This window comes from Candidatus Schmidhempelia bombi str. Bimp (genome assembly GCF_000471645.3).
Lineage (GTDB): Bacteria > Pseudomonadota > Gammaproteobacteria > Enterobacterales > Orbaceae > Utexia > Utexia bombi.
In genome coordinates this window covers 14,271-28,741 of record NZ_AWGA01000057.1, presented here as the reverse complement: position 1 = coordinate 28,741, position 14,471 = coordinate 14,271, and the positions used below count along the sequence as shown (strand labels likewise).

Annotated in this window: 8 protein-coding genes and 1 pseudogene; 2 read left to right on the top strand and 7 right to left on the bottom strand. The window is 36.0% G+C overall.

Annotation, left to right across the window (positions count from 1 at the left end):
* Nucleotides 1-141: 141 nt before the first annotated feature.
* From ndk to O970_RS05740, 3 genes are all read right to left on the bottom strand, one after another.
* A complete protein-coding gene (gene ndk / locus O970_RS05750) occupies nucleotides 142-564 on the bottom strand; it encodes a nucleoside-diphosphate kinase (RefSeq protein ID WP_024496185.1) in 423 nt (140 codons plus the stop codon).
* 54 nt (nucleotides 565-618) lie between these two features.
* Complete coding sequence (gene pbpC, locus O970_RS05745) at nucleotides 619-2,952, bottom strand: peptidoglycan glycosyltransferase PbpC (RefSeq protein ID WP_036562814.1); 2,334 nt, start codon at nucleotides 2,950-2,952, stop codon at nucleotides 619-621.
* An 85-nt stretch (nucleotides 2,953-3,037) separates the two neighbouring features.
* Nucleotides 3,038-8,128 carry an alpha-2-macroglobulin family protein gene (locus O970_RS05740; protein WP_024496183.1) on the bottom strand — a complete coding sequence of 1,697 codons (5,091 nt, stop codon included), beginning with the start codon at nucleotides 8,126-8,128 and terminating at the stop codon, nucleotides 3,038-3,040.
* Between the two features lie 153 nt (nucleotides 8,129-8,281).
* Between O970_RS05740 and O970_RS05735 the strand changes: the two genes are divergently transcribed.
* On the top strand, nucleotides 8,282-9,685 hold the full coding sequence (locus O970_RS05735) for a sodium:proton antiporter (protein WP_036562812.1): 1,404 nt from the start codon (nucleotides 8,282-8,284) through the stop codon (nucleotides 9,683-9,685).
* A 109-nt stretch (nucleotides 9,686-9,794) separates the two neighbouring features.
* On the opposite strand, the pseudogene O970_RS05730 reads toward O970_RS05735, so the two are convergent.
* A pseudogene (locus O970_RS05730) lies at nucleotides 9,795-10,983 on the bottom strand (RNA-guided endonuclease InsQ/TnpB family protein).
* Between the two features lie 22 nt (nucleotides 10,984-11,005).
* Here O970_RS05730 and tnpA point away from each other — a divergent pair.
* A complete protein-coding gene (gene tnpA, locus O970_RS05725; RefSeq protein ID WP_024496181.1) occupies nucleotides 11,006-11,422 on the top strand; it encodes an IS200/IS605 family transposase in 417 nt (138 codons plus the stop codon).
* A 610-nt stretch (nucleotides 11,423-12,032) separates the two neighbouring features.
* On the opposite strand, the gene O970_RS09875 is transcribed toward tnpA, so the two are convergent.
* The 3 genes from O970_RS09875 to oxyR form a co-directional block, all read right to left on the bottom strand.
* Nucleotides 12,033-12,203, bottom strand: coding sequence for a hypothetical protein (locus tag O970_RS09875; RefSeq protein ID WP_166667085.1), 171 nt, complete (start codon nucleotides 12,201-12,203; stop codon nucleotides 12,033-12,035).
* A 293-nt stretch (nucleotides 12,204-12,496) separates the two neighbouring features.
* Nucleotides 12,497-13,168: an HTH-type transcriptional repressor FabR gene (gene fabR, locus O970_RS05720; protein WP_024496179.1), complete on the bottom strand. Its 672-nt coding sequence runs from the start codon at nucleotides 13,166-13,168 to the stop codon at nucleotides 12,497-12,499.
* Nucleotides 13,165-14,079, bottom strand: a complete 915-nt coding sequence (gene oxyR, locus O970_RS05715; RefSeq protein WP_024496178.1) for a DNA-binding transcriptional regulator OxyR — start codon at nucleotides 14,077-14,079, stop codon at nucleotides 13,165-13,167. Before oxyR ends, fabR begins: the two co-directional genes overlap by 4 nt.
* Nucleotides 14,080-14,471 lie beyond the last annotated feature (392 nt).

The window sequence follows — 14,471 nt, the reverse complement described above, 5'->3', positions numbered from 1 at the left end:
AAATAGCGACAATCATTACTATTGATATAACATGATTAAAACATAGGAAAGCAAGGAATAAAAAATAAAATTAAATAAGCTCACTTAATGAGCAACAAAGATTAAATAAATTTAATCTTTGTTTTTTCTAGCTAATATAACTTAAGCACAAATCTCACTATCGGCAAAAAAGTAAGCGATTTCTCGTGCAGCTGCAGTATGAGAATCGGAACCATGCACCGCATTTTCTCTTAGGCTATCAGCAAAATCAGCACGCAATGTTCCCGCCGCCGCCTTGGATGGATCCGTTGCCCCCATCAGTTCACGATAACGAGCCACGGCATTCTCTGCCTCTAAAACTTGTATTACAACAGGGGCACTTGTCATAAACCGAATTAGATTATTAAAAAACGGTTTCCCTTCATGTTCGATATAAAAACCAGCGGCCTGCTCAGTGGTTAAATGTATCATTTTTATCGCTACGATTGTAAAGTGGGCCTGCTCAAGACGTAAATTAATGGCTCCAATTAAATTTTTTCTCACTGCATTTGGTTTGATAATACAAAGCGTTCGTTCCATAACCATCCTGTGTTTTCCTATATTAAAATACAAGTACAATTGAAAAAGTATAAATTCTATTTATTGAAGAGTAAATGAGATACGTTCAATTTGACCTATTTCATCCATTAACAATAAGCTGTGTTGCCCTTTTTGCCTTAACGCTAATTCAAATGACTCTCTTTCCAAAGTGAGTTTAATTAATTGACCATCTAAAAACCACCATCGTTGTCCACTGCCCCCTAGGCTACTTAATGTTAATCGTACCTGATCTTTGTCAGGTAATGGTCTTAACGTTTGTTGATCAAATAAACCACTAATAACCAGCGAGTTCACACGATTTTCATTTACCATTGGACAATCACTATCCATCTGTGGAATTAATGCCTTTCGGCGTTCATTAGGCATTAACCAATTTTCTAAACCTATCGGCCAGATAGCAACTTGTTTTTTTTGCGCATTCGGGCAATCAGGCGCCACTCGGTAACCTTTCTGATTAATCCAAATCGTCATTTTAGCAAATTGATACTGATCATGTTGCGACTCAATACCCGTATTTAGCGTTTGCGGGATAATACCATTTAAAATCCATGCCATTCTTTGACGATGACAATTGGCGTCGTCTTTTGCAATTGCTTCACCTGTTGGCCAGCAAATGGTTTGAACAGTTACCGAATCGGGTTTTGGATGACTAGGTAATAGTCGTTGTTTATTATATTCACGATTTAATAAAATATGATGCACTTGCTGTAAAATAGGCACAGCACTCGCATAACCATATTGTCCAGCAACGGGGGTGCCATCAGGGCGACCAACCCAGATCCCAATAAGGTAACGAGCATTTATCCCAATAGCCCACGCATCACGATAACCATAACTGGTCCCAGTTTTATAGGCTAAAGGAACAATATTGGATATATTGCTGCTAATCATTGGCTTATCTCCGGCTAAAATGCGTCGAATAATCCAAGCGGCACCTTCAGATAACATAGGTTTATTCAATAGTGGTTCATCAGGGGTAAACCGCAATCGACTGGCTTGCCCTTGTCGAGCAAAGACACTATACGCTGCCACTAATTGATCTAACCGCGCCGAGGCCCCACCTAAAATATATGAAAGATTGGGGGTTTTACCAGATGATTTTAACGTTAATCCCGCTTGATGTAGTTTAGCTGTAAAGCGCTTACTTCCATAAAGTTCTAACAATTGTACAGCAGGTATATTCAATGAACGGGTTAATGCTTCTGAGACACTTACGGGTCCATTAAAGCCCGTGTCAAAATTAGCTGGTCGATAATCGGCTGTCAGACGAGGGATATCTTGTAATAGTGATTCTGAATGTATCATACCACTATCCATAGTAAGCCCATATAGAAAAGGTTTTAAGGTTGAGCCGGGAGAGCGCCAAGCTTGTATCATATCTACTTGCCCAAAACGCTGATTATTATTGAAGTCGATTGAACCAACATAGGCTTTTACTTTCATATTAGTATGATCAACCACTAAAATGGCCATTGAGCCCTTAGGAGGTAAACGCCCCTCCATATTTATTGCCATATCCTCAAGGGTACTTTGCAACGAAATATCAATAGTACTTTGAATAATAGGCGTATTTGGATATTGTAGATGTAATCTATGCGCTAACAAAGGCGCTAACTGTGGGGTTTTTCGTGGAAAAGTCCATACTTGTTCTCGCTGCACATCATCAATGATTTTTTCTGGCCAAACTTTATATCTCTTTAAGCGATCTAATACTTTATTACGTGCAATTTGTGCTCGTTGAGGATAACGATCGGGCCTTAAGCGACTTGGTGCTTGTGGTAATACCGCTAATAACGCGGCATCGGCATAGGTTAAGTGGGAAGGCGATTTACCTAAATAAGCCCAACTAGCCGAACCAATACCTTCTAACGTTCCCCCATAAGGGGCGTGATTAAGATAAAAAGTTAAAATGTCATCTTTTGAGTAGTGCCATTCTAATTGTAAAGTCCGAAAAATTTGATGCCATTTGCCTAAGAATGTTTTTTGATGCGGATCGATAATCCGAGCCACTTGCATAGTGAGCGTACTACCTCCAGAGATAATACGTTGATTTTTTACATATTGAAATATTGCACGAGCGATTGATAACGGATTAACGCCATAGTGATGATAAAACCAACGATCCTCATAAGTTAATAAAGCTTGAATATAAAACGCAGGCACTTCCTCTAATGTCACTGGATAACGCCAAATGCCGTTTTCATCAGCAAAACGCCATAGTGGTTGCCCATCTTCAGCTAAAACAGTCTGTGTTGTTCTAAAGGTTTTTATCGGTAAGGGAAAACATTTATCTAGGATCAGAAATAAAATAAAAAAACTTAATAGTAGTATTATAATAATCCCACTTAACTTTCTTATTTTCTTTAGTTTCACAACCGTACTCTCATTGATGTTTTATCATAGCATTAACGCTATCCGTCACTAAAACGGATAGCGTTAATCATTTAAACCAAGTTGCTTATTTGGATCGGGTTATTTCCATTAAATTTGACGTTTTCCCTATAGCAAACCATGATGGATTATACATTGAGGTTACGGTTGGCGCAGGTACTAAGTATTTCCCAGGCGTTACTGCACGTACCAAATAAAATATTTTTTTACTGTAATCATCATTATTAATAGATTGTTTAATATCTACGGCGGCAACATAGCGATCATCGCGATATTCCTGATATTTGATATCATAACTATTTTCATCTTTTAATAAATTGGCAATACCTGGAATAGCCATGATATTCACACTACTTCCTTCCAAATTTTGATTTTCTAGTTCGAGACCAGCCGGTAACATATCAACAATTAATGCATCTGCAATACGACGTTTGGCTTTCACATCTAGCAGCACTAAGACTAAATCACCTGATTGTAATGAGTCAATACTAGTCACATTTCCTTTAAGATCATAATAAGTACGTGTGATAGTTAATGTATCATCATCCGATGTCGCGACCGGTGGTTGAGTAGAATAACCGGTAATATCAATACGTCCATATAAGTTAGCAAGGTTTTGCTGTGGATTGTGAATAGTGACACCCCGCTTAATTTGTTCTATATCAAATAACCTAATTAATGTATTGCGTTGTTTAAACATCTCATTATTTATATTTGCTATCCATGTCTCTGATGTCTGTCTATAGTTGGCCAACCAACCAGCTAAAAACACCGCATTGAGTTCTTGTGTAGATAAATAATCAGTAACATTGAGATCATTAGCTAGTACAGGTAATAATTTATTGACCTCACCTAATTCCAACCCATTGTCTAACAACAAAAAGATGATTAATGCATTATCACGAATCGGACTACCATAATCGCCAAATCCATAATGGCTGGCTTTGGTATCAAGAATATGATTAAGGGCAATAGTAGTTAATTTATTTACTGATTTACTGTAACCCGCATATTTAGAGGCAATAGCTAATTGAATAGCTGGCAAGGCGGCTTTTAACTTATGATCGGTTTCATTACTAATACTAATATAGAGATGATTAAGTTCATTACGTACCGCAGGTGTGATTTTGCCTTCACGGGTAAGAATCATTGCCGCATAGGTCTTAACAGAGAAAATTAAGTATTCGCTATTCTGAGCATAATAACTACTTTGTAAACTATCAAAGGCGGAGTGATCATAAAGGTAAGCCGCTATACGATCCAAGGCTTTTGTTAGTGCTTTAGTATTGACATTATAACCATATTCTTTAGCGCGCAATAAAAAATCGACAGCATACACAGTTAGCCAGTAGTCTTCATCACTCTCTTTCGACCAAAGCCCAAAACTGCCGTTTTTGCGCTGCATGCTAAATATACGCTCAATGCCTATATCAATATTACGACGACGTAGCTCATCAGTTTCGCCAGAAATACCCAAAGCTTGTAATTGTTGGCTATTAATAAACAGTGAGGGATACAGACCACTAATAGTTTGTTCCAAACAACCATACGGATAAGATTTTAATGTTTTTATATATTGGGCAATATTAATCACAGAATGATTAGATAGTGCTAACTGAGCGGTAATAGTATTGGCTAATAGTCCATCCACCGCTTGCTCTGGTAACTGCCACTTTTTATCTTCATTAACAATAAAATCATAATGTCGTTGTTCTGGCGCGTAAGCAGGGCGCACATTAATTTGCCAACGACGTTCTAAAGGATTTAAGGTGTTTTGATCCTTATTTAACCCGTCAATGCTTACTTTCACTATCCCTTCTCCAACACCATGCTCCGCATGAATTAATATTGGTAATAGCTTTCTTTCAGCGACACCGAATGTCATTGTATATTGATTTTCACTGGATAAATTTATCAACCCTTCAGTCGATAGATTAACAGTAATAGTTTGATTCTCTAAGGATAAATTACGTAAATCTAATGTAAGCTGACTTTGATCGCCCCCCGATAAATAGCGAGGCATGGATAGTTCAGCTATCATAGGTGAAGCAACTTTGATTAATTTTTCTGCCTTACCAAACCGTGATTCATCCCAAACCTGAGCCATTAAACGCAGTTCACCATTAAAATCAGGCAACGTTAAGTGAATAATACCTTCACCGTTTTCATCTAATTGAATAGATTCTAATTGTTGGGCAATGATCGTTGCATCGGAGAGCGAACCATTACTGATCATGGTTGATGAAGCAAAGTTATCGCTATCGCCGCCAAAACGTAACTTAGCATAGCGTCCTTTTTGTTCGATCAATTTTCCATAAACATCATATTGATCCACTTCATAACGCTTACGCCCTAAAAATCCACTAAATGGATCAGGCGTCCTAAAATTGGTAATATTTAACACGCCAGTATCAACGGCTGATAATAAAACTGTCACTTTTTTACTTATATCTAACTGTTTTTTAGGCAAGCTAACTTTGATCGCTATTGCACGCTCTGGCTCAACTTTTTCTGGAGCTTCAATAGTTAAATCTAAACGGCGTTGTTCGACATTAAACGGTAAATAGATTAGTCCAACAGCCCGTTTAATGGTTTGATTGTTTTCAGTTGGTAGCTCATTACTATTACCACGCACAACAATGGCACTAATATAAATATCATGTCGTTGCCAATTATCGACAGGCACCGCTACTTCAATGCCACCATCTGGTACATCAATAGCTTTCGACCATAACACGCCATCATTCGATTCAACAGCCAAATATCCCGTTCCCGCAGCGGGTGCCTCAATCAATACTTTGGCCGTATCGCCAGGACTATAAGATAATTTATCAATACTTAATTTCACCTGATCTGGTCTAACAGATCCTGTACCATTGGTATTATCACTCCAGAAATAACCACTCCAAAAACGCATACTTGAAACAACATTGGTTTTATTATCTTTCACTTCAATGCGATATGAACCCCAATCGTCGGCAAGAAAAGCGACACGAGCTGAACCGTCATTAAACTTGAGCTTCTCTTCAAAAACGGTAAACTGTTTTTCTGAATAATGATGTTTCCAACCATCATTTTCTGACCAAACCCAATAGTAATCACGGCGCTCTTTAATAATACGTGCGGTAAAATCAGATTGCTTATCGCGCTGACCGTTAGTATTTACATTAATGACTTCAAATTGAGCAATAGCGCCTTTATCCACCGTCGGACGGGACACATAACGGTTTTCAGACCAATCATAAAAATCTTTAGTTGAAAATAATGCTCGAATTGCTGGCATAGTTTGTGCGGGCCAGATGACTTGTGAGGCATATCGGGTGATAGGCCTGCCGCCTGTATCAAGTAAACTCGCCTGTAGAACGACGCTAGCTGGGGATTTAATATTTCCCCAATCATTACTTTTTACTTTAACTTTAGTCAAACCTTCGTGATCTAAAAGTTGATCCACATTGGTGATAAATTGATTCAATGATTCATCATCAATCTGTCCTATTTCAAATCCTTTTAAACCTACAATTTGACGTTGGGCCTTGACGAATACTTGTCCATTTAGCTCATTACCATTAGCTGGTGCGCCGTAATGATACCAACCTTTTACATTAAAGGTAACGTCATCTTTATTTAAGATAGGTTGCGATGAGGTCGATCTTAAATCTAAGTCCATCCGCTCAGGCAAAAAGGTTTCCACCATAAAATAGCTATAATGTTTATTATCATCACCCGTATTAAAACGAAATGCCCATTTACCCGTGGAAGCATCTTTAGGTAGTATGTATTGGGTTTGATAAAACCCTTCTTGATTTTTTATCGGTTGCCAAACATAGTCTAAAACAACTTCACCATCCGATTTGACTATCTCAACTTTAATAGGTTGATTGGCAACAGGTTTACCATCCGCATCACGTAATAAAGCATTGAGAAAAACCGTTTCGCCCGGACGATATAGATTACGTGGACCAAATAAGACCAGTTGTTTATCATAATATTTATTACCCGTAATATTAAATTCACTTAAATCAAGCGCATTACGTCCTAATTCAATAAAAGAACTATGCCCATTTTTACTTGCAACGAGAATAAAATTATTTTCATTGGTATTGGGATTAAAAGATAAAAAGCCGTCTTTATCTGTTTTACCCGCATTAATTATACGCTGATCTTTACCAATCAATCTGATTTCAACATCAGTAATAGGTTTTCCATCATCCAGTGATTGCGTGAATAAAGCGATGGATTTATTGGCATAGTAATGTGCTGAGACACCAATATTACTAATGGAAAACATCGTAACTGGATTACTATATTTATAGGTACCAGCAACATTCATTACCGCAAAATAAAATCCTTCTTGTTGCAGAGCTTCAATATTTGATAAATCTAATAATACCGTCTCTTGAACATTTGGTTTTGTTTCTAAATCAAACCGTCCTGTATAAACTAGATCGGTATATTTTAATGCGTTAGAGGTAAGCCAATAGTCTGAGTTATTGACGTTACTCATTTGGGCGAGAAATTCATATAAATAGTTCGATTTAATTTTGTAAAAATTAACATCAACCAAATTGACATCTAATGTCATGACAGGTAAACCAATGACACTACCAACAGGAATTAACGATCCAGTACTTGCAAATCCAACTACGGCTTCTCTTTTTTGGGTTGTTAATGTCGTCTTATAATTAATATAAAGAAGTGCATTATTGATGGCTTTTAACCGCTTATTTATAGTGAGTGTTAATTCACGATTAGGTTCCAAATAACGATGCCGTAATTCCAATTGATTATCCGAGAGTTCCCAATCACCATCGACATTACCTTTATTCTTATCAACTAAATTGACTAAACTTGAAAAATCTTGTGATTTATCTAATGGAATGGAGAAAGTAATAACTAACGTACTAGCGCCATCCATGATAACTTCTGAGACATCAAGTACTTTTAATGGTTTATTTTGATATTTGTTTTCATCGATTGTTGAGGTATTAACTTTCTCATTCACTACCGCAATGGTTAAGTTATCATTAAGGACTATCTTATGATCAGCTTCATTTGCACAAACCGAAAATTGAGAAAAAAATAAACTTAATATTATAAATATAGTTACAATTAACGTTGTAAAGCAGTTTCTAGACCATAAAGTATTATTAGGCCGCATTTATATCCTCACTATATGTTATTATTACTATTTCATCACATTCAAAAGACATCAAATGTTATACTAAATTAGATAATAGTGCTAGTTTTCTATTTAGACTACGCATTTGTTATGATAATTTTATTAATACTAAAATAACGAATTTTTAACATTATGCTACGCTTATTCTTATTGCTTATTTTACTTTTACCTAATTTAGCCACTGCCGCTAATTTTAGCGGTACAGCATTATCATTGTATTGGACCATCCCTTTTTTAGGGATTTTATTTTCTATCGCCTTACTACCAATAATCTGCCCGCAAATTTGGCATTATCATTTTGGGAAAATCGTTCTAACTTGGACGGCACTTTTTTTACTGCCATTGAGTTACTATGCTGGAATTGATTCCTCGTTACATATTGTCGCTCATGCCATACTGAAGGAATTTATTCCATTTATTCTACTACTTCTCGCACTTTTTACTGTTTCTGGAGGAATAGTCATAGCGGGTAACTTAGTCGGATCACCGAAACACAATACAATATTATTAGCGATAGGAACGTTGTTATCCTCAATGATGGGAACAACTGGGGCAGCAATGCTAATGATAAGACCATTGATTCGTGCTAATCAACAGCGACGATATCAGCGCCATATCATTATCTTCTTTATATTTTTAGTTGCTAATATTGGTGGTGGTCTCACTCCATTAGGTGATCCGCCTTTATTTATCGGTTTTTTAAATGGTATTGATTTCTCTTGGACTATTAAAACAATGGCATTACCTGTCGTTATCTGTACTACGTTGTTGCTCACTATTTTCTATCGTATTGATCATTATTATTATCAAAAAGAGCAACGTACCATAAAAGACAGACCTAGTACGATAACGGCAACGATTGAAATTCAAGGGAAACAGAATATGGTCTTGCTGGTTGCGATTATTGGTTGTGTATTTTTCACTGGTATCTGGACCAGTGCTCCTGCATTAACTATTTGGGGAATACTGATTCCGCTAACGACAATCATTCAAGCTAGCTTACTATTACTGATTACCCTTATATCGCTGTATATTACCCCCTCACAATTTAGACAAGAAAATCATTTTAATTGGGCTCCCATTACTGAGGTGGCGAAATTATTTATAGGTATTTTTATTACTATTTCACCCGTATTAATGATATTAAAGGCAGGTAAAAACGGTGCGCTGGCGCCACTCGTATCATTAGTTTCTGATACCGATCAACAGCCAATTAATATGATGTATTTTTGGTTAACTGGGACTTTATCAGGTTTTCTGGATAATGCGCCAACTTATTTAATCTTTTTTAATCTTGCTTCAGGTGATCCCGTCACTCTGATGACAAGTAAAGCCACCACTTTACTTGCAATATCCATGGGATCAGTATTTATGGGCGCATTAACTTATATCGGAAACGCACCCAATTTTATGATAAAAAATATTGCATTACAGCATAATATTGCCATGCCAAATTTCTTTGGGTATATGAAATGGTCAATAGGTATTTTGATTCCAATTTTTTTACTTCTAAGTCTACTCTTTTTTCGATATTAGTGTTCCCGCTGGCGAAAAAACTAAATTTTTTATATTAAACAATATAGTAGGCGTTAACTATTGAAATTGACATCCTCCCCGTCCTAAAGGAAGGGGATTTCTACTGTGGTTAGTTTATGGCTAACTCGCTTTGATGGGTTTCTGCTGATGACGACATTACTGCATCGTTCACTTCACAGACGCTTTGGGTATGTCCTACCCTGAGTATATTTAATGCACCGACTATATCGGCATTTTCTTGGTAACCACAACTCACACATACAAAATTGGCTTGTGTTTTACGATTATCTTTTGCTACATGAGAACAACAAGGACAAGTTTGGCTTGTAACTGTATACCAATCCCCCGCGCCAATAGCTTTTATATTCAAGTTGACGTCGAAATTCATACCATGACTGATCGCGTATCGTTCTATTTAATCCCGATTTAGCTTTGACATTTCGACCAAGTTGTTCTTGACTACCTTTGGCTGATTTTGACATATTACTGACTTTTAAATCTTCTATGTATATCATGGCGTGGTTTTGGCTGATTGCATGAGAGATTTTGTGTAAGTAATCTTTTCTGGTATTCGCTATCTGATGATGAAGTTTAGATACTTTTCGTTTCGATTTTAGCCAATTTTGGCTAAATTTTTTCTTATGACTAAGTTGTTGCTGTAATTTTTTTAGTTTCAATTGGTTTTGCTTGAATATATTCAATGGTTCAAAGTGAGTACCATTGCTTAATGTCGCAAAACGGCTAATTCCCATATCAATACCGATTTCGGTCATTGAGCAATGTATTGGCTCTGCTTGTTCATATTCAGTCTGAATAGAGACAAACCATTTACCACAAACTAAACTGACTGTGACATTCTTTATAGTACCAACAATTAATTGACTTTGTCTGTAACGAATATAACCAACTTTAGGAATGAAAATACGCTTATTATTTTCGTCTAATTTTGTACCTTGAGGAAAACGAATACTTTCTTTAACTCCTTTTTTCTTAAACTTAGGGAAATCTGATTGTTTACGAAAAAAATTACGGTAGGCACTTTCAAGGTCTTTTAATGATTGCTGTAATACTTGGCTATGACAGTTTTTTAACCATTCATGCTGTCTCTTCCACTCAGGCAGTAAATTAGCTATTTTAGTATAACTGAACTTGAGTGTATTATCTTGTTCGTATTGCTCTTTTTGCCATGCTAAAGCCTGATTAAAAACAAAACGAGAACATCCGCAAAACTGCTTAAGTTTACGGATATGTTCACCGTTGGCCATTAGTTCAAATTTAAACGCTTTGCGTATTATCATACGTCCATTATACTATTGGTCTATGAATATACAAGATGAAATTAGGCACGGAAGACACTGTGTCTTTAACATACATGCTCATTTGGTGTTTGTTACTAAATACCGTAGGGATGTATTTACTAAAAATATGATTAATGATTTAAAACCGATATTTGAAAAAGTATGTTTAGACTTTGAAGCAGAACTTATCGAATTTGACGGAGAAGATGATCATGTTCATTTGTTAGTTAATTATCTTCCTAAAGTTGTGTTATCTTCACTGGTTAACAGCCTAAAAGGCGTTTCTAGCCGAATGATTAGAAAAAAATATCACTCTCAAATTAAAAACAAATTATGGGGTGGCTCTTTATGGTCTCCATCCTATTTTGCGGCTAGCTGTGGCGGTGCTCCTATTGCTATTATTAGACAATATATAGAACAGCAACATACTCCAATTTAAAGTATTGAAACGACTCCGTCGCTTAAGCCTTACATCCTCGCCATGAACGACGAGGTTTTACGGCTTAATAAATAAAATAAAGAATAAACATCACAAAATAACAGCTCACTGGAAACATTGCTATTAGCCCACCAAGCACCTTAAAAAAAATATGTTTATTTATAAAAATAATAACGATACCGACTACAAAAATAATCAAATACACCCACCAGAGAAAAATCATTGATAACATAAAACCTCCCCAAAAATTCAATTGAGGTATCATAATAATCCTTATTAACATAATGAAATTTCGATAATTATATCAATTTTAAAAAATTATTTCCATTTATTTACTTGCTTAATAATTTTATTTATGAAATATAGAAAATATTAATGAAAGATAGGTCAAAAAAGACAACAAATTAATGGTCGTAAAAGCACACAATGCAATACAACTCAATGTTAGGCTCTATCCATTTAAAACTCGGTGGCAAGTGAGAAAATCATCAATGTAAGCTAATGTCTTTTGATAATCTAGCAAAGCTTATACTGTTATAACCGTCAATTAGAGCTATCTATTAGTTAACAACAACCATAACGATATAATATTATTATTTTGCTCAATGCATTATTGATTATCTGAATTCTCTTCACCTTCAAAACAATCAATTAAGATATCCCACTCTCCATTCTCAAGGCGGGCTGCACTGTTGACACCAGCAAGAACTAAGGTTTTATCATTACAATCAATATACCCAGCACACACCATGACGTCGGTCGGTAAGTCTGGCTCAATCACTTCATCATCTTCCCTTAAATTATCGATTATAAACCTGAGCCTAGTTTTGCTTTATTTTATACTTATCGAAGTACAAATATATAAACTATCATTAACCGCTTGCAATTAACTATTTAACATCAATATGGTTTAAAACGATGTTTATTAATTAATGTTTTTAATGATATTTAATCATGTAGCATAATCGAATGTAAGGGTAATCTGTGACCGAATGAACGAAAGTCTCGCACCTTCATAAATTAACAAGAGATAATAACAAATTAATAATGTACTTTCGATAACAGATTAGTTAATTACTCTTTCTCTTTACTTAGTTGGCATTCTTGTTCTCGTCGATATAAATAATAAGCACCACGTGATACCATTCGTAATTGAAAAATAAGTTTATCTATTAATTTCTGCCGTTTTTCAGGTTCAAAATCGAGTGCCTCAGCCCCTGAATTAAACGCAATAGTCACCATGGCTTCGGCTTGTGCTTCATTAAAATGACGCGGCATATTATTAGCTTCATCAAGATAATCGGCTAATTCAACAATAAAATGTTGAATTTCACGTGCAATAGCAGAACGGAATGCCGCAGAGGTTCCTGCGCGTTCGCGTAATAATAATAAGAAAACTTTAGGATTTTTATCAATAAATTCGATAAACGTCGTGATAGAAGTTTGAATCACACTTCCACCTTTTTTTATTCTTTTGCGCGCTTGTCTCATTAACTGTCTTAAGGTTAAGCCACTTTCATCAACCATGGCCAAACCTAACTCATCCATATCACGAAAATGGCGGTAAAAAGAGGTTGGCGCAATATTTGCTTCTCGGGTTACTTCACGTAAACTTAAACTCGCAAATCCTTGTTCTGCGTTCAGCTGTTTAAATGCCGCCTCAATTAATGAACGTCGTGTACGCTCCTTCTGTTGGGCCCGAATACCTGTCCCAACAGAAGCATTTTTAAGCTTTACTTTTTTCACACTTCAATATGTCTTTCGGCTAAAACGGCTGGCATCGTTTTTTTAATGGTTTTGGCTAATTGTTCATAACGCGAACGTAACGGAGATCCAGGTCGATAAATAAGTTCAATAGTACGAACAGGCACCGGATCCACACAAGGAATATAGCACACATTATCGCGTATGCGTTCTTTAGGCACCGCAAGTTCAGGAAATAAGGTAATTCCACGCCCCGCCGAAATCATACTGCGTAAGGTTTCTAAACTGGTGGCGCGAAAGCGTTTGTCTTCATCAATGCCAGCTTGAAAACAATAACCCATAGCATGATCACGTAGACAGTGACCATCCTCAAGCATTAAGAATTTTTCACCTTTAAGTTGGGATAATTTGATCACGTTTTCTGTTGCTAATCGATTATTTTGTGGTACAGCTAAACACATAGGTTCATCAAATAGCGGTAATTCAATAAAAGGTTCGCTTTCTTTTACTGCAGCAAGTATCGCACAATCCAATTTACCTTGTTCCAATTGGGAAACAATAATATTGGTTTGAGCTTCATGCAGATAAATTTCTAATTGAGGATAAACATCATGCAATATCGTAATAATATGAGGTAATAGATAAGGTGCAACCGTTGGTATTAAACCAATATGCATTGGCCCTGACATCTCTTCGCCTTGTTTGCTTGCCATTTCACGAAAGATTTGTACGTTACGTAATACTTCACGCGCCTGTTCAACTAACATTAAACCTGTTTGAGTAAAAAGGACCTTTCTACTTGTTCTTTCGAGTAACATTACACCGAGCTCATCTTCCAACTTACGAACCTGCCCGCTAAGTGTTGGCTGACTGACATTACACGCATCGGCAGCTTTACGAAAGTGACGATGTTCTGCCAGTGCGACAAAATATTCTAAATCACGAATATTCATAATTTAATCCTTCAAGACTTTAAACATTATTTTTATTGTCATAAGTATATCGATTTTTCCGATTGATATCATCAGTAAAATTAAACTTAACAATAATTTACTTATAAATTTTTTTCATTACTTATTTATGTTGTACGATTGTTAATATAAAAAATGATATTTATTCAATATATGGCGATAAAGTTTTTGTTATATTCCACTTCTTAATGCTATTTAAGATATGCTGTTGTTTATTTTATTAGCATATCAGAAGATAAACGTTTCCATTGACCAATCTTTAAGTTTATTATGCTTAACCTAACTATCGCCATTTGTTGAATGGTTTATATCATAGTGTCATTGTAGAGACTAGTCGCCATAATAACGACGGCTTTTACCGTATTAGGGATGAA